Raw genomic sequence first — 15,979 nt, 5'->3', positions numbered from 1 at the left:
GGGTATCTGAATTGTGATTGGAGTGGTTATGGGTGATCGGCACGACTATGTGGCCCTCGAGTGGGTCAAGGGCGAGATTGCCGAAACGCTGAAACAGGCTCATCACGCGATCGAGAGCCTGCTCGATGACCCGCAGGCGACGCATGCGCTGGATGAATGCCTTGCGTGCATCCATCAGGTCCACGGCAGTTTGCAGATGGTCGAGTTCTACGGTGCGGCGTTGCTCGCCGAAGAGATGGAACAACTGGCCATGGCCTTGCAGGGTGACCGCGTCAGCCATCGCGACGAGGCGTTGCACCTGTTGATGCAGGCCCTCGGACAGTTGCCGATCTACCTGGACCGGGTGCAAGGTGCGCGCCGCGACTTGCCACTGGTGGTGTTGCCACTGATCAACGACCTGCGCAGCGCCCGTGGCGAAAGCCTGCTGTCGGAAACCAGCCTGTTCAGCCCGCAATTGCCCGAGTTGCCTGCGCTGGACGCAGAAACGCTGGCGCAGCTTGAGCCGGCCGAATTGCCCAATGTCCTGCGCAAGCTGCGGCAGATGCTGCAGATGGCGTTGGTCGGGTTCCTGCGTGAGCAGGATAACGAAACCAACCTCGATTACCTGGCCAAGGTCTTCGCCCGCCTCGAGGCACTGTGCGCCAATGCCCCCCTGAGCCCGCTGTGGCAGGTGGCCTCGGCGCTGGTCGAAGGCATGCAGGGCGGTGCGATCGCCAACAGCCCGGCCTTGCGCAGCCTGTTCAAGGACGCCGACAAGGAACTCAAGCGCCTGCTCGAAGAAGGCATGCGCGGCATCAATCAACCGGCGCCACCGGAGCTGCTCAAGAGTTTGCTGTTCTACATAGCCAAGGCCGAACATCCCACCGGGCAGATGCTGACCATGAAAGAACGCTACTCACTGGACGACGCGCTGCCCGACAGCGCGATGGTCGATGAAGAACGCGCGCGGCTGGCCGGTCCAGACCGGGATGCCATGCGCTCGGTGCTGGCAGCGCTGTGCGAAGAGCTGGTGCGGGTCAAGGAGCGCCTGGATCTGTTCGTGCGCAGTGACCGCCAGCACACCGCTGACCTCGACAGCCTGCTGGCGCCGCTACGGCAAATCGCCGATACCCTGGCGGTCCTGGGCTTCGGTCAGCCGCGCAAGGTGATTATCGATCAATTGGCGGTGGTGCTCAGCCTCGCCCAGGGGCAGCGCGAACCCAACGATGCGATCCTCATGGACGTTGCCGGGGCCTTGCTGTACGTCGAAGCGACGCTGGCCGGCATGGTCGGCACCGTGGAGCCGGAGAGCCAGGATGACAATCGCCTGCCGACCACCGACCTGACGCAGATCCATCAGATCGTGATCAAGGAGGCCCGCATCTGTTTGCAGCAGGCCAAGGACATGATCGTCGACTACATCGATGCCGATTGGGACCGCCAGCATTTGCAGGCACTGCCGGCCTTGCTGACCCAGGTACGCGGTGCGCTGGCGATGATTCCGTTGAGCCGGGCGGCGAGCCTGGTCGACACCTGCAATCACTTCATTCGCGAGCACCTGTTGCTCGAGCCGGGTCAGCCGGGCTGGCAGGAACTGGACAGCCTGGCCGACGTGATCACCAGCATCGAGTATTACCTCGAGCGCCTCGGCGATGACCCGCAGGCGCAGGGTGAAAACCTGCTCGATGTCGCGGAAAAAAGCCTGGCGAGCCTCGGGTTTTTCCCCAGTGAGCAGCATGTGCCCGTGCTGGATGATGTGCTCAACCCGAGCGAAGCGCAGGTCATGCAGATGATGCAGGAGCTGGATGACCCGCAGATCGTCCAGACCCTGGCCGATGTGCTCGCCAGCCCGGTTTCGAGCCTGAACCCGCCCGCCCTGGACACCCCGGGCAGCCTGCTGCCGCCACCCCCGGGCGAAGAACCGGTGGACGAGGAACTGCGCGAGGTGTTCCTTGAAGAGACCGACGAAGTCCTGGAAATCCTGCGCGAGTATTTGCCGCGCTGGTCGGCCAATCCTGACAGCCGCTCGGCCCTGAGCGAACTGCGCCGCGCCTTTCATACCCTCAAGGGCAGTGGTCGCATGGTGCGTGCCCTGGTGCTGGGCGAGCTGGCCTGGGCCGTGGAGAACCTGCTTAACCGCGTACTGGAAAACAGCGTGGAACCGGGGGCTACGGTGCAGCAACTGATCGGCGATGTGCTGCATCTGCTGCCGGAGCTGGTGGCTGAATACGCCGCCAATGCCCAGCGTCAGCGCAACGATGTCGACCAGTTGGCCGCCCGCGCCCATGCCCTGGCCAAGGGCGACGAACCGGTGTCCGATGAGGATACGCAGGATGTCGCGGCCCTCGACCCGCTGTTGCTGGAGATCTTCCGCAAAGAGGCGCAAACCCACTTGGGCAGCCTCAATCGCTTCCTTGATCAGGCTGCCGAGCATGTGCCGTTGCAGGCCAGTGACGAATTGCAGCGCGCCTTGCACACCCTCAAGGGCAGTGCCTATATGGCCGGTGTCTTGCCGATTGCCGAGCTGGCCGCGCCACTGGATCAACTGGCCCGGGAGTACAAGGCGCACCTGATCGCGCTGGACCTGGATGAAGTGGAATTGCTGTTGGAAGCAGAAGGGCTTTTCCGCCTCGGTCTGCGCCAGCTCAAGCGCGATCCGCTGGCGGAAATTCCCGGCGCCCTGCATTTGATTGAGCGAGCCAAAGCGCTGCTGGCCGAGCGCCTGGAAAACCTCCTGAGCACACCTAACACCGGGCTGCGGATCAAGCGCGATCCGCAACTGATCAACAACTTCCTCTCCCAGGGCATGGACATCCTGCTGGACGCCGAGAGCCTGCTACAACGTTGGCAGCAACACCCCGGCGAACGCCAGGAACTCAGCGCGCTGCTGGATGAATTGACCACCCTCGGCGAAGGCGCCCACCTGGCCGAGCTGCACCCGGTGGATGAGCTGTGCGAGGCGTTGCTCGACCTCTACGGTGCCGTGGAAGAAAGCAGCCTGGCGGTCAGCGAGCGGTTTTTCCATGAGGCTCAGGGTGCCCACGAAGCGCTGATCAACATGCTCGACGAACTGGCCGCCGGTCAGGAAGTCAGCCCGCAGCCGCAACGGATCAGGGCGTTGCGCGAGTTGCTCGACGAGAGCCTCGACCCGTCGGCTATGGGCCTGATTCGCAGTGATGGCAGCCGCACCCTGAGCATCCGCGAGCTGGGTGCTGCCACCGCCGATCTAGAGCGCACGCTACCCCCTGTAGGAGCGAGCCCGCTCGCGATGGACGTTAACGATGACGCGTTACCATTGGATAAACGCGGCGCCGGTGAGACCACTCGCGAGCGAGCTCGCTACCCCCTACTAGGAGCGGGGCGCGAACTGGACGATGAAATCGTTGCGATCTTCCTTGAAGAAGCGGTGGATATCCTCGAAAGCGCCGGTCAGGCCCTGCAGCGCTGGTTGCGCGACTCGGACAACGCCGCGCCGCTGTCGTCCCTGCAACGGGACTTGCACACCCTCAAAGGCGGCGCGCGCATGGCCGAGGTCGGGCCGGTCGGCGATCTGGCCCATGAACTGGAAAGCCTTTACGAAGGTCTGGTGGATCGTCGCTACGCCTACAGCGACTCATTGGCGGTGCTGTTGCAGCAGAGCCATGACCGCTTGGCGCAGTACCTTGACCAGTTACGGCACAACCAGCCCTTGGGCGATTGCGCTGAGCTGATCGAGGCCATTCGCGCCTACCGGCAGGGCCATTCGGGCGCCGCCGAGGTCAGCGAACTGGCAGCCACTAATGACTCGGCCGCCCATGATCCGGAGTTGCTGGAGATCTTCCTCGAGGAAGGTTTCGACATCATCGAAAGCTCCGGTGCGGCGCTTGAGCGCTGGCAGGCCCAGCCTTCGAGCCGTCAGGAAGTGGAAACCCTCCTGCGCGACCTGCACACCCTCAAGGGCGGCGCGCGCATGGTGGAAATCGCCGCGATTGGCGACCTGGCCCATGAACTGGAATTCCTCTACGAAGGCCTGTCCACCGGCGTGTTGCAGCCGACGGCGCCGTTGTTCGCGCTGTTGCAACGCAGCCATGACCGCCTGGCGCAGATGCTCGACGCGGCCCGCGCCGGTGAGCCGATGCCGCCCGCCGACCGCTTGATCGATGCGATCAAGAACTTCAGCCACCCGGCCGTGGCCGAAGCACCCGCGCCGGTTGCGTCACCGGCCACGCCCAAGGCCGAACCACTGGCGCCGCCGTCCGAGGCCGGCGCCGACATGGTCAAGGTCTCGGCAGAGCTGCTCGACGATCTGGTCAACCTGGCTGGTGAAACATCGATCTTCCGTGGCCGGATCGAACAGCAGGTCAACGATGCACACATCGCCCTGAGCGAGATGGAAACCACCATCGAGCGCATGCGCGACCAGTTGCGCCGCCTCGATACCGAAACCCAGGGGCGGATCCTCAGCCGTCAGCAAGTCGACGCCGAACGTCTTGGCTATGAAGAGTTCGACCCGCTGGAAATGGACCGCCACTCGCAGTTGCAGCAACTGTCCCGCGCGCTGTTCGAATCGGCCTCTGACTTGCTCGACCTCAAGGAAACCCTCGAACGACGCAATCAGGACACGGAAAACCTGCTGCAACAGCAGGGCCGCATCAACACCGAACTGCAGGAAGGCCTTATGCGCACGCGCATGGTGCCGTTCGAACGCATGCTCCCGCGGTTACAGCGCATCGTCCGCCAGGTGTCCAGCGAGCTTGGCAAGGACGTGGATTTCATCGTCGATAACGCCGAAGGCGAGATGGATCGCAACGTGCTTGAACGCATGGCCGCGCCCCTGGAACACATGCTGCGCAACGCCGTCGACCATGGCCTGGAGTCCGTCGAAGCGCGGCTGGCGGCGGGGAAACCGGCCAAGGGCAAGATCACCCTCGATCTGCTGCGTGAAGGCGGCGACATCATTTTCGACATTCGCGACGACGGCGCCGGTGTGCCGCTGGACGCGGTGCGGCGCAAGGCGATCAAGCGCGGCATGCTCGCCCCGGACAGCGTCATCAGTGATCACGACGTGTTGCAGTTCATCCTGCAACCGGGGTTTTCCACGGCCGAGAAAATCACCCAGATCTCCGGTCGCGGCGTCGGCATGGACGTGGTGCATGAAGAGGTGCGGCAACTGGGCGGCACCATGAGCATCGACTCGGTGCCGGGGCAGGGCGTGCATTTCCGCATTCGCCTGCCGTTTACCGTATCGGTCAACCGAGCGCTGATGGTGCAGTGCGGTGAGGACCAATACGCGATTCCGCTCAATACCATCGACGGCATCGTTCGTGTCCTGCCCAATGAGCTTGAAGGCTATTTCCGTTTCGATTCGCCCACCTACGAATACGCCGGGCAACGTTACGAGCTGTGCTATCTGGGTGAGCTGCTGAAAACCATCCCGCGCCCGAAACTGTTGGGCCAGAGCCTGCCATTGCCGGTGCTGCTGGTGCAGTGCAACGAACGGCACATCGCGGTGCTGGTGGACGCCATGGCCGGCACTCGCGAGATCGTGGTCAAGAGCCTGGGGCCGCAGTTTGCGGCGGTGCAAGGGGTGTCCGGGGCGACGATTCTTGGCGATGGCCGGGTGGTGCTGATTCTGGATCTGCTGGCGCCGATCCGCGCCATGCAGGCCCGCGTACCTCAGCGTCCCGCGGGGCAGGAGGTCGAGGTCGAACCCCATCGGCCGTTGCTGGTGATGGTGGTCGACGACTCGGTCACCGTGCGCAAGGTCACCAGCCGCTTGCTCGAACGCCACGGCATGAACGTACTGACCGCCAAGGACGGGGTCGATGCCATGCTGCTGCTGGAAGAGCACATGCCTGACCTGATGCTGCTGGACATCGAGATGCCGCGCATGGACGGCTTCGAGGTCGCGACCCAGGTGCGCAACGACGAACGCCTGCAGCACCTGCCGATCATCATGATCACCTCCCGCACCGGGCAGAAACACCGCGACCGCGCCATGGCCATTGGCGTCAACGACTACCTGGGCAAGCCGTACCAGGAGTCGGTGCTGCTCGAAAGCATCGCCTTTTGGAGCAAGACCCATGCTTGAACACCGCACCAGCAACCTCACCGGCCTGCTGCTGCCGTTGGCCGACCGCAACCTGATCCTGCCCAACGTCGCCGTGGCCGAGCTGATCGACTACCAGCAACCGGGGACCTTCGATCTCGACACACCGCCGTGGTACCTCGGCCTGGTGACATGGCGCGAACGGCAGATACCGCTGCTGAGTTTCGAGTCGGCCTGTGGGCAGAAAATCGTCATCGGTGAGCGCGCGCGGATCGTCATTCTCAATGCCCTTGGCGGGCGGCCCGAGCTGAAGTTCATCGCGCTGTTGGTGCAGGGGATTCCGCGCTCGTGCAAGCTCGACAGCCAGTTGAGTTACGTGGATGTGCCGTTGTGCGCGCTGGAGCAGGCGGCGGTGCAGGTGGCGGAGCAGGTGGCGAAGGTGCCGGATTTGCTGGCGCTGGAGGCGTTGTTGGTGGATGCCGGGTTAATCAACTGATCCCGATTCAGTGGTGATCTGACCGGCCCCTTCGCGAGCAAGCCCGCTCCCACACTGGATTTGTGTTCGCCACGGATCCACTGTGGGAGCGGGCTTGCCCGCGAAGGCGTCAGCCCAGACAACCATTACCCTGAGCGTAACGTTCCGCCACTCTGCTTGATTGATGCCCCCCACCCAACACTCCTAATGTGACCCCCACGACAGCGAACCCGTGGAGTGGTCATGACAACAACAATATCCCCCGACTCGCGATGGACGCGGCGGCGCAGCGAAAAGCAGCGGCGTCTCGAGCTGGTGCGAGGTCTTGCCGACGGTGTGGTGTTGCCCACCGATAACATCGTCGCGGCGCTGGAGGCGTTGATCCTGCCGGGCGACCGCGTGGTGCTCGAAGGCAACAACCAGAAGCAGGCGGATTTCCTTTCACGTTCCCTGGCCAAGGCCGACCCCGCGAAGTTGCATGACCTGCATATGATCATGCCCAGCGTCGGACGCTCCGAGCACCTGGACCTGTTCGAACGCGGTATCGCGCGCAAGCTCGACTTCTCTTTCGCCGGCACCCAAAGCCTGCGCATCAGCCAGTTGCTCGAAGACGGCCTGTTGGAAATCGGCGCGATCCACACCTACATCGAACTCTACGCACGGCTGGTGGTGGACCTGATTCCCAACGTCGTGCTCTCGGCCGGCTTCATGGCCGACCGCGCCGGCAACATCTACACCGGGCCGAGCACCGAAGACACCCCGGCACTGATCGAACCGGCGGCCTTCAGCGACGGCATCGTCATCGTGCAGGTCAATCAGTTGGTGGACGATGTCAGCGACTTGCCGCGGGTGGACATTCCGGCGTCCTGGGTCGACTTCGTGGTGGTGGCCGACAAGCCGTTCTACATCGAACCGCTGTTCACCCGCGACCCACGGCACGTCAAGCCTGTGCACGTGTTGATGGCGATGATGGCGATCCGCGGCATCTACGAAAAACACAACGTGCAGTCGCTCAACCACGGCATCGGTTTCAACACCGCGGCGATCGAGCTGATCCTGCCGACCTACGGCGAATCCCTCGGCCTCAAAGGCAAGATCTGCCGCAACTGGACGCTCAATCCGCACCCGACCCTGATTCCGGCGATTGAAAGCGGCTGGGTCGAAAGCGTGCATTGCTTTGGCACCGAACTGGGGATGGAGAACTACATTGCGGCGCGGCCGGATGTGTTCTTTACCGGGCGCGACGGTTCCCTGCGTTCCAACCGGATGTTCAGCCAACTGGCCGGGCAATACGCCGTGGACCTGTTTATCGGCGCGACGTTGCAGGTGGATGGCGACGGCCATTCCTCCACCGTGACTCGCGGGCGCCTGGCCGGATTCGGCGGCGCGCCGAACATGGGCCACGACCCGCGCGGTCGTCGCCACGGTACCCCGGCCTGGCTCGACATGCGCAACACCGACGTGGCCGAGCCGATGCTCGAGCGCGGCAAGAAACTCGTGGTGCAGATGGTCGAGACTTTCCAGGAGGGCGGCAAACCGACCTTCGTCGAAACCCTTGATGCCGTTGATGTAGCGAAGAAAAGCGGCATGCCGCTGGCGCCGATCATGGTCTATGGCGACGACGTCACCCATTTGTTGACCGAAGAAGGCATCGCTTACCTGTACAAGGCGCGTTCGCTGGAAGAACGCCAGGCGATGATCGCCGCCGTCGCCGGGGTGACTGCCATCGGTTTGCGCCACAACCCTAACGACACCGCGCGCATGCGCCGCGAAGGCCTGATTGCCTTGCCCGAAGACCTCGGCATCCGCCGCACCGACGCTACTCGCGAACTGCTCGCGGCGAAAAGCGTGGCCGATCTGGTGGAGTGGTCCGGCGGCCTCTACAACCCGCCCGCCAAGTTCAGGAGCTGGTAATGCACGCACTCAACCTGCAACCCAAAACCCTAAGCCTGGCCGAGCAGCTGGCGGACATGGCGGTGGACGCGCTGATCGACGAGGCTGACCTGTCGCCGAAACCGGCACTGGTCGACCGTCGCGGCAATGGCGCCCACACCGATTTGCACCTGGGGCTGATGCACGCTTCGGCGCTGTCCCTGTGGCCGGCCTTCAAGGCGATGGCCGATGCCGCGATTGAGTTCGGTGAGATCGGCTTGCCCCTGCGCGAAGCCGTCGGCCGCATCGGTCGTGAAGGCGAGCAAGCGATGCTCGACACCACGGGCGGCGTGAATACTCATCGCGGGGCGATCTGGGCTTTGGGCCTGTTGGTCACTGCCGCTGCGCTGGACCCTGAATCCACGGCTGCAAGCAGCGTATCGATTCGTGCGGCGCGTCTGGCGTTGCTCGACGACCGTTACGCGCCTCGTCCCCTCAGCCACGGTGCTCAAGTCGCTCAACGCTACGGCGCTCGCGGAGCCCGTGAAGAAGCGCAACTGGGTTTCCCGGCGGTGTTGCAACGCGCGTTGCCGCAACTCAAATGCAGCCGCGCCGCCGGCCATGGCGAACAGAACGCCCGGCTCGATGCGCTGCTGGCGATCATGACGAATCTGGCCGACACCTGCGTGCTGTACCGCGCTGGAGAACAAGGTCTGCACACCATGCAACTCGGCGCCCAGGCAGTGCTCGATGCCGGGGGTAGCGCCAGCCTCGCCGGACGTCGCCGCCTGCATGAGCTGGACCAACAACTCATCGCGTTGAATGCCTCGCCCGGCGGCGCTGCGGACCTGCTCGCAGCCTGCCTGTTCATCGACCGTATCGAGTCGGGCGACAACCTTTTCCTCTGCAATTCACGAAGGGAAGCTTTTTGATGGAAACCTTATCCTTTGAATTCCCCGCCGGGCAGCCGCCACGTGGCCGCACCCTGGTGGGTTGTGTCGGCTCGGGCGATCTGGAAGTGCTGATCGAACCGGGGCAGGCCGGCAAGCTGACGATCAACGTACAGACCTCGGTCAATGGCAGTGAACAACGCTGGCAGCATCTGTTCGCACGGATGTTCGACGGCCAGACGCCGCCGGCGATGGCCATCGACATCCACGATTTCGGCGCGACACCCGGCGTGGTGCGTCTGCGTCTGGAACAGGGTTTCGAGGAGATCGGCCATGACTGACAGCGCATCCCTGCTGAGCAAGCACAGCTTCGTCGAGCTCGGTGCGCGGCAACGGGCCAAGGCCCTGCTCGATGCCGGTACCTTCCGCGAACTGCTCGACCCTTTTCAACGGATCATGTCGCCGTGGCTGTCGCGCCAGGGCGTGGTGCCGCAAGCCGACGACGGTGTGGTGATCGCCAAGGGCAATCTCGATGGTTTGCCGGTGGTGATCGCCGCCATCGAAGGCGCGTTCCAGGGCGGCAGCCTCGGTGAGGTCGGCGGGGCAAAAATCGCCGGTGCGCTGGAACTGGCCGCCGAAGACAACCGCAACGGTATCCCGACCCGCGCCGTGCTGTTGCTGGAAACCGGCGGCGTGCGTTTGCAGGAAGCCAACCTCGGTCTGGCGGCGATTGCCGACATCCACGCGGCGATTGTCGATTTGCAGCAGTACCAGCCCGTGGTCGGAGTCGTGGCGGGCAGCGTCGGTTGCTTTGGCGGCATGTCGATTGCTGCCGGGTTGTGCAGCTACCTGTTGGTGACCCAGGAAGCGCGACTGGGCCTGAACGGCCCACAGGTGATCGAGCAGGAAGCCGGACTCGAGGAATACGACTCCCGCGACCGGCCCTTCATCTGGAGCCTGACCGGTGGCGAGCAGCGCTTCGCCAGTGCTCTGGTGGATCGCTATGTTGCCGACGACGTGGCGCAGATTCGCCAGCAGGTGGGTGAGTTGCTCCAGCAAGGTTTGCCGGCGCAATCACGCAGTCGCCAGGCCGAATTGTTCCTGCAACGCCTGGCGCGTCTGGACGCCGAACCGCAAATCGAGCCGTCCGTGGTTCGCGATCTGTACCAAGGAGAACGCCCATGAGCTCGTATTCCCTGCGTGGTTTGAACTGGTTCAACGCCTTGAGTGCCGGGGCGCAAGCGGTCGAGGGGTTGCCGGCTTCGCTGAAGGTCGCGGACGGTTCGCTGGGCGATCAGCCTGTGCGTTTCATCGCGGTGGTGGCCGACCCGGAAAACCGCTTCGTCCGTGCACGCAATGGCGAAGTGGGGTTGCTCGAAGGCTGGGGCCTGGCCAAGGCGCTGGATGAAGTCATCGCCGCCGATCAAAACAAGGCACGCAAACGCGCCCTGATAGCTATCGTCGACGTGCCGAGCCAGGCTTATGGTCGCCGCGAAGAAGCGCTCGGCATTCATCAGGCGTTGGCCGCAGCAGCGGGCAGTTACGCCCGTGCTCGTCTGGCCGGCCATGCGGTGATCGGTTTGCTGGTGGGCAAGGCGATGTCCGGGGCGTTTCTGGCCCATGGTTATCAGGCCAATCGCTTGGTCGCCCTGCGCGATCCGGGGGTGATGGTGCATGCCATGGGCAAGGCGTCGGCGGCGCGGGTGACCTTGCGCAGTGTCGAAGAACTCGAAGCCCTGGCGGCCAGCGTGCCGCCGATGGCCTATGACATCGACAGCTATGCCAGCCTCGGGCTGCTGTGGGAAACCTTGTCAGTAGAGCAGATCGAGCAGCCGACTGCGGCGGATCTGGCGCGGGTGACCGAGTGCCTGGGTCAGGCGATGGGCGATATCGCCCAGAAGGGTGCAGATCTCAGCGGTCGTCTCGGTGCGGCCAATCGTGCGGCGTCGAGCAAGGTTCGCCAATTGCTGAGAGCACAGTGGTGAGTGCTCTTCTGGCTCACGACCTGCTGTGGGGCATGACCTCGTGGCAGTTGCCTGCGGATGCCCCGACCTGGGTGATCGACTCGATCAGTGCCGGCCAGCCGGTGGTGGTCCGTCGCGCCTTGAGCGCGGCGGGGCAGGTGGCGGTGGGCGTGCGCGGGCCGTTGCGCGAGCAGCGGTTTGCGACGGAGATGGAAGTCGCCGCCATCACGCGACGGGTGCGGCCGGAAGAACTTTGCCGTGTTCAAGGACTGCGTGATTTCCCGGCGCTGCGTGCCTTGGCGCAACTGCGTTCGCACCTTGATGAGAGTGACTGGGTCTGGGGTGTCAGTGGCAGTGCCGGGTTTGAGTTGGCCAGCGGTTTTGCCGCATTGCACGAGGGCAGCGATCTCGATCTGATCCTGCGTACACCGCGTCCGTTGAGTCGTGCCGATGCGCAGGCGCTGGTGGCCATTCTCGACACGGCCGTGTGCCGCGTGGACATGCAGTTGCAGACACCCTTGGGCGCCGTTGCCTTGCGCGAATGGGCCGGCACTGCGTCACGGGTCCTGCTGAAAAATGCCACTCAGGCCCGTCTGGTCACTGACCCGTGGCATCCACAGGAGCAGGCAGCGTGAGCAGCCTGCTGGTGTTCCCCGGCCAGGGTGCGCAGCAACCCGGCATGCTGACGCGCTTGCCTCGGGAAACGTTGAACGAGGCGAGCGATTGGCTCGGTGAAGACGTGACGCAGCTGGACTCTGCCGAAGCACTGCGGTCGACGAGGGCGGTTCAGCTTTGCCTGCTGATCGCTGGCGTCGCCGCTTCACGCCAGCTGGCCATGGCCCCGGACTACGTGGCCGGCTTGTCGATCGGCGCTTATCCGGCGGCAGTGGTGGCGGGTGCCTTGGGTTTCAGCGATGCACTGCACCTGGTCAGCCTGCGCGGTGAGCTGATGCAGCAGGCTTATCCACAGGGTTACGGCATGACCGCGATCATCGGTCTGGAGATGGCCTTGGTGGAAGATTTGTTGGCGCAGGTTCACAGCGCTGATGCGCCGGTTTATCTGGCCAATATCAACGCCGATAACCAGGTGGTGATTGCCGGCAGCGATGCGGCGATGAAAGCGGTGGCGGAGTTGGCGAAAGGTTGCGGAGCTGGCCTGGTCAAGCGTCTGACAGTGAGCGTGCCATCCCACTGCCCATTGCTTGAAGCACCCGCGCAACGGTTGGCCGAAGCCTTCGCCAGGGTGCCACTGCAAACCCCGAAGATGGGCTACCTGAGCGGCAGCCGTGCGCGTCCGCTGATCAAGCCTGAAACCTTGCGTGACGACCTGGCCTTCAACATGTGCCGCATCGTCGACTGGCGTGGCACGGTACAAAGCGCCTACGAGCGCGGCGTACGTCTACAGATCGAACTGCCGCCCGGTGCGGTGCTGACCGGGCTGGCGCGCCGGGTGTTCGAGCAGGGCACCGTGATTGCCTTCGACGGTGCGCGGCTCGATACCCTGCAGGCGCTGATGCGTGAGGAGGGAAGCCGCCACTCCTGAAACTCAGGCTTCGAACAACAAAAACAACATTCGAAATGCACTTTGAGGACTACAACAATGATTATTTACGGTGTGGCGCTGTTGGCGATCTGTACGCTGGCAGGGGTGATCATGGGTGACATGCTCGGCGTGTTGCTGGGTGTGAAATCAAACGTCGGCGGCGTCGGCATCGCGATGATCCTGCTGATTTGCGCACGGTTATGGATGCACAGGCGTGGCGGCATGACCCGGGAGTGCGAGATGGGTGTCGGCTTCTGGGGTGCCATGTACATCCCGGTGGTGGTGGCGATGGCGGCGCAACAGAACGTGGTCACGGCGCTGCACGGTGGTCCGGTGGCGGTGTTGGCGGCGATCGGTTCGGTGGTGGTCTGCGGTTGCACCATTGCCCTGATCAGCCGGACCCACAAAGGCGAACCCTTGCCCGATGAACCGGCGGATGTAACGCCGGTTGGCGCACCGGCAGGAGGTCGCTGATATGTGGGATTTGATCAAGAGCGGTCTGGAACACAACGGCCTGGTCACCGCATTCGCCTTCGTCGGCGTGATCATGTGGGTGTCAGTGGTGATCTCCAAACGCCTGACCTTCGGACGCATCCACGGTTCGGCGATTGCCATCGTCATTGGCCTGGTGCTGGCCTGGGTTGGCGGAACCATGACCGGCGGGCAAAAGGGCCTGGCGGACTTGACGCTGTTTTCCGGCATCGGGTTGATGGGTGGCGCGATGCTGCGGGACTTCGCCATCGTCGCCACGGCATTCGAGGTGCAGGCCACGGAAGCGAAAAAGGCCGGCTTGATCGGCGTGATCGCGCTTTTGTTGGGCACGGTGCTGCCGTTTATCGTCGGTGCGTGCATGGCCTGGGTATTTGGTTACCGCGATGCGGTGAGCATGACCACCATTGGCGCCGGTGCGGTGACTTACATCGTCGGCCCAGTGACCGGGGCCGCGATTGGCGCCAGTTCCGATGTGGTGGCGTTGTCGATTGCCACCGGCCTGATCAAGGCGATTCTGGTGATGGTTGGCACGCCGATGGCGGCGCGCTGGATGGGCCTGGACAACCCGCGTTCGGCGATGGTGTTCGGTGGGCTGGCCGGGACGGTCAGTGGCGTGACGGCGGGGCTGGCGGCAACAGATCGGCGCCTGGTGCCTTATGGCGCGTTGACCGCGACCTTTCACACCGGGCTTGGCTGCTTGCTCGGGCCTTCGCTGTTGTTCTTCATTGTTCGCGGGATTGTCGGCTAGGTTCAGGGGCTGAGTTGTCGGGTCCGACGCCTTCGCGGGCAAGCCCGCTCCCACATTTGGAATGCGTTCGAATGTGGGAGCGGGCTTGCTCGCGAAGGGCGCGACTCGGTTTCAAGCCTGCCGATTGGCATACATCCGACACTCCGCCAGCAACGCCAGCAGGTTCGGATCACGCTCCTTGGCCTTCAGAAACACCACGCCAATGTGTTGCTGCAAGCGGTACTTTTCCTGCAACGGGATCAGCTTCACCCGGTTCTCGTACACCGCCGCAATCCGCCCCGGCAGCAACGCATAACCCACGCCCGAACTGACCATGCTCAGCAGGGTGAAGATGTCGTTGACCTGCATCGCCACCTTCGGCTCGAACCCTGCCTGCTCGAATACCCGCTTGCCGTCCTGATGGGTGGCGAAGCCCTGGGTCAGGGTGATGAAGGTTTCGTCGCGGACCTCGGCCAGGTCGACTTCTGTGCGCTGGGCAAACTTCGAGTCGGCGGGTGTGGCGAGGAAAATGTCGTCGGAAAACAGCGGGATCTGCTCGCAATCCGGGTCGTTGATGCTGTCGTCCAGTGACACCAGGATCGCATCGACTTCCATGTTCTTGAGCTTGTAGAGCAGGTCGATATTAGAGCCCAGAATCAGGTCGATGTTGAGTTCGCTGCGGCGGATTTTCAGGCCCATGATCAGTTGCGGTACGGTCTTCACCGTCAGCGAATACAGCGATCCCAACTTGAAACGCTCGGCCGAGAACCCGGCGGCCTCGCGGGTCAGGCGCACGCTTTCGACGACATCCTGAATCAGCTTCTGCGCCCGCTCTTCGAGCACGTAAGCGCTTTCCAACGGCGTCAGGCTACGACCTTCGTGCTTGAACAACGGGCAGCGCAGGGCACTTTCCAGGGAGTGGATCGCCCGATGCACGCTGACGTTGCTGGTCTGCAACTCGGCGGCGGCGCGTGCCAGGTTGCCGGTGCGCATGAAGGCCAGGAACACCTCGAGTTTTTTCAGGGTCAACTCTTCATCGATCAGCATGGACGTGGCTCTTATTCGAATGCCTCGATTGTGCCTAATTCAACAAGCCCACGCAGACCTTTGTAGGAGCTGGCTTGCCAGCGATAGCAATCTTGAGTACAGCGCAAAATTCCAGGGACCCATCGCCGGCAAGCCGGCTCCTACAGGGTGATTGTGTTCTGAAACATTGCGCTTTTAACCTTGAGGGCTGAGCCTTGCGCGTTGCGCTGATGAAATTCGAGGTGAGCACCACATGTATCACGGGGAACGATTGAATGCCTGGACGCATCTGGCCGGTGCCGTGGCGGCGTTTATCGGCGGGGTGTGGCTGATTGTGCTGGCCAGTCTCGACGGCAGCCCATGGAAGATTGTCAGCATGGCGATCTACGCCTTTACCTTGCTGGTGCTTTACAGCGCATCGACCGTGTACCACAGCGTGCGCGGGCGCAAGAAAGCGATCATGCAGAAGGTCGATCACTTCTCGATCTACCTGTTGATCGCCGGCAGCTACACGCCGTTCTGCCTGGTGACCCTGCGCGGGCCGTGGGGCTGGACCTTGTTCGGGATTGTCTGGGGGCTGGCGCTGATCGGCATCCTGCAAGAGATCAAGCCGCGTTCGGAGGCGCGAATTCTGTCGATCGTGATTTATGCGGTGATGGGCTGGATTGTGCTGGTGGCGGTCAAGCCGCTGCTCGCGGCGCTGGGCGGCGCCGGGTTTGCCTGGCTGGCTTCAGGCGGGGTGTTGTACACCGTGGGGATTATCTTTTTTGCCCTTGATCATCGCCTGCGCCATGCCCACGGGATCTGGCACCTGTTCGTGATCGCCGGGAGCTTGCTGCACTTTGTGGCGATTTTCTTTTATGTCCTCTAGACCGTGTCGCTGCCATTCGCGAGCAGGCTCGCTCCCACAGTAGATCTTCAGTGAACACAAATGTTGTGTACGGCTCAGGTCAATTGTGGGAGCGAGCCTGCTCGCGATGAGG

The 15,979-nt window shown here is 63.3% G+C and carries 13 protein-coding genes; 12 read left to right on the top strand and 1 reads right to left on the bottom strand.

The window, feature by feature from the left end; translation table 11 throughout:
* Positions 1-28: 28 nt before the first annotated feature.
* The 11 genes from PPUTUW4_RS25895 (at position 29) to madM (ending at position 13,991) form a co-directional block, all read left to right on the top strand.
* Positions 29-6,049, top strand: a complete 6,021-nt coding sequence (locus PPUTUW4_RS25895; RefSeq protein ID WP_015097195.1) for an Hpt domain-containing protein — start codon at positions 29-31, stop codon at positions 6,047-6,049.
* On the top strand, positions 6,042-6,503 hold the full coding sequence (locus PPUTUW4_RS25890) for a chemotaxis protein CheW (protein WP_015097194.1): 462 nt from the start codon (positions 6,042-6,044) through the stop codon (positions 6,501-6,503). The genes PPUTUW4_RS25895 and PPUTUW4_RS25890 overlap by 8 nt, the downstream gene beginning before the upstream one ends.
* Before the next feature lie 222 nt (positions 6,504-6,725).
* On the top strand, positions 6,726-8,396 hold the full coding sequence (gene mdcA / locus PPUTUW4_RS25885; RefSeq protein WP_015097193.1) for a malonate decarboxylase subunit alpha: 1,671 nt from the start codon (positions 6,726-6,728) through the stop codon (positions 8,394-8,396).
* A complete protein-coding gene (locus PPUTUW4_RS25880; RefSeq protein WP_015097192.1) occupies positions 8,396-9,286 on the top strand; it encodes a triphosphoribosyl-dephospho-CoA synthase in 891 nt (296 codons plus the stop codon). The genes mdcA and PPUTUW4_RS25880 overlap by 1 nt, the downstream gene beginning before the upstream one ends.
* Positions 9,286-9,585, top strand: a complete 300-nt coding sequence (locus PPUTUW4_RS25875) for a malonate decarboxylase subunit delta (protein WP_008001147.1) — start codon at positions 9,286-9,288, stop codon at positions 9,583-9,585. The genes PPUTUW4_RS25880 and PPUTUW4_RS25875 overlap by 1 nt, the downstream gene beginning before the upstream one ends.
* Positions 9,578-10,429: a biotin-independent malonate decarboxylase subunit beta gene (locus tag PPUTUW4_RS25870; protein ID WP_015097191.1), complete on the top strand. Its 852-nt coding sequence runs from the start codon at positions 9,578-9,580 to the stop codon at positions 10,427-10,429. The genes PPUTUW4_RS25875 and PPUTUW4_RS25870 overlap by 8 nt, the downstream gene beginning before the upstream one ends.
* On the top strand, positions 10,426-11,229 hold the full coding sequence (gene mdcE / locus PPUTUW4_RS25865; protein ID WP_015097190.1) for a biotin-independent malonate decarboxylase subunit gamma: 804 nt from the start codon (positions 10,426-10,428) through the stop codon (positions 11,227-11,229). The genes PPUTUW4_RS25870 and mdcE overlap by 4 nt, the downstream gene beginning before the upstream one ends.
* The gene (locus PPUTUW4_RS25860; protein WP_015097189.1) at positions 11,223-11,843 is read left to right on the top strand and encodes a malonate decarboxylase holo-ACP synthase; all 621 of its coding nucleotides are present in this window, start codon (positions 11,223-11,225) and stop codon (positions 11,841-11,843) included. The genes mdcE and PPUTUW4_RS25860 overlap by 7 nt, the downstream gene beginning before the upstream one ends.
* Positions 11,840-12,751, top strand: coding sequence for a malonate decarboxylase subunit epsilon (mdcH, locus tag PPUTUW4_RS25855; RefSeq protein WP_015097188.1), 912 nt, complete (start codon positions 11,840-11,842; stop codon positions 12,749-12,751). The genes PPUTUW4_RS25860 and mdcH overlap by 4 nt, the downstream gene beginning before the upstream one ends.
* A 57-nt stretch (positions 12,752-12,808) precedes the next feature.
* A complete protein-coding gene (madL, locus tag PPUTUW4_RS25850; RefSeq protein ID WP_007975430.1) occupies positions 12,809-13,225 on the top strand; it encodes a malonate transporter subunit MadL in 417 nt (138 codons plus the stop codon).
* A gap of 1 nt (position 13,226) precedes the next feature.
* Positions 13,227-13,991: a malonate transporter subunit MadM gene (madM, locus tag PPUTUW4_RS25845; RefSeq protein ID WP_015097187.1), complete on the top strand. Its 765-nt coding sequence runs from the start codon at positions 13,227-13,229 to the stop codon at positions 13,989-13,991.
* 111 nt (positions 13,992-14,102) lie between these two features.
* Here the strand turns inward: madM and PPUTUW4_RS25840 are convergent, their stop codons facing one another.
* A complete protein-coding gene (locus PPUTUW4_RS25840) occupies positions 14,103-15,017 on the bottom strand; it encodes a LysR substrate-binding domain-containing protein (RefSeq protein WP_015097186.1) in 915 nt (304 codons plus the stop codon).
* A 232-nt stretch (positions 15,018-15,249) separates the two neighbouring features.
* Here PPUTUW4_RS25840 and PPUTUW4_RS25835 point away from each other — a divergent pair, with 232 nt between their 5' ends.
* Positions 15,250-15,867: a hemolysin III family protein gene (locus tag PPUTUW4_RS25835; protein ID WP_007975433.1), complete on the top strand. Its 618-nt coding sequence runs from the start codon at positions 15,250-15,252 to the stop codon at positions 15,865-15,867.
* Positions 15,868-15,979: the final 112 nt, after the last annotated feature.

Source organism: Pseudomonas sp. UW4 (assembly GCF_000316175.1).
GTDB lineage: Bacteria > Pseudomonadota > Gammaproteobacteria > Pseudomonadales > Pseudomonadaceae > Aquipseudomonas > Aquipseudomonas laurylsulfatiphila.
This window is presented reverse-complemented; position numbering and strand designations above follow the sequence as displayed.

What these genes read in the sequence shown, in the direction of transcription:
- PPUTUW4_RS25895 (WP_015097195.1), top strand. Translation starts at nt 29, where the DNA reads ATGGGTGATCGGCACGACTATGTGGCCCTCGAGTGGGTCAAGGGCGAG.
- PPUTUW4_RS25890 (WP_015097194.1), top strand. Translation starts at nt 6,042, where the DNA reads ATGCTTGAACACCGCACCAGCAACCTCACCGGCCTGCTGCTGCCGTTG.
- mdcA (WP_015097193.1), top strand. Translation starts at nt 6,726, where the DNA reads ATGACAACAACAATATCCCCCGACTCGCGATGGACGCGGCGGCGCAGC.
- PPUTUW4_RS25880 (WP_015097192.1), top strand. Translation starts at nt 8,396, where the DNA reads ATGCACGCACTCAACCTGCAACCCAAAACCCTAAGCCTGGCCGAGCAG.
- PPUTUW4_RS25875 (WP_008001147.1), top strand. Translation starts at nt 9,286, where the DNA reads ATGGAAACCTTATCCTTTGAATTCCCCGCCGGGCAGCCGCCACGTGGC.
- PPUTUW4_RS25870 (WP_015097191.1), top strand. Translation starts at nt 9,578, where the DNA reads ATGACTGACAGCGCATCCCTGCTGAGCAAGCACAGCTTCGTCGAGCTC.
- mdcE (WP_015097190.1), top strand. Translation starts at nt 10,426, where the DNA reads ATGAGCTCGTATTCCCTGCGTGGTTTGAACTGGTTCAACGCCTTGAGT.
- madL (WP_007975430.1), top strand. Translation starts at nt 12,809, where the DNA reads ATGATTATTTACGGTGTGGCGCTGTTGGCGATCTGTACGCTGGCAGGG.
- madM (WP_015097187.1), top strand. Translation starts at nt 13,227, where the DNA reads ATGTGGGATTTGATCAAGAGCGGTCTGGAACACAACGGCCTGGTCACC.
- PPUTUW4_RS25840 (WP_015097186.1), bottom strand. Translation starts at nt 15,017, where the DNA reads ATGCTGATCGATGAAGAGTTGACCCTGAAAAAACTCGAGGTGTTCCTG.
- PPUTUW4_RS25835 (WP_007975433.1), top strand. Translation starts at nt 15,250, where the DNA reads ATGTATCACGGGGAACGATTGAATGCCTGGACGCATCTGGCCGGTGCC.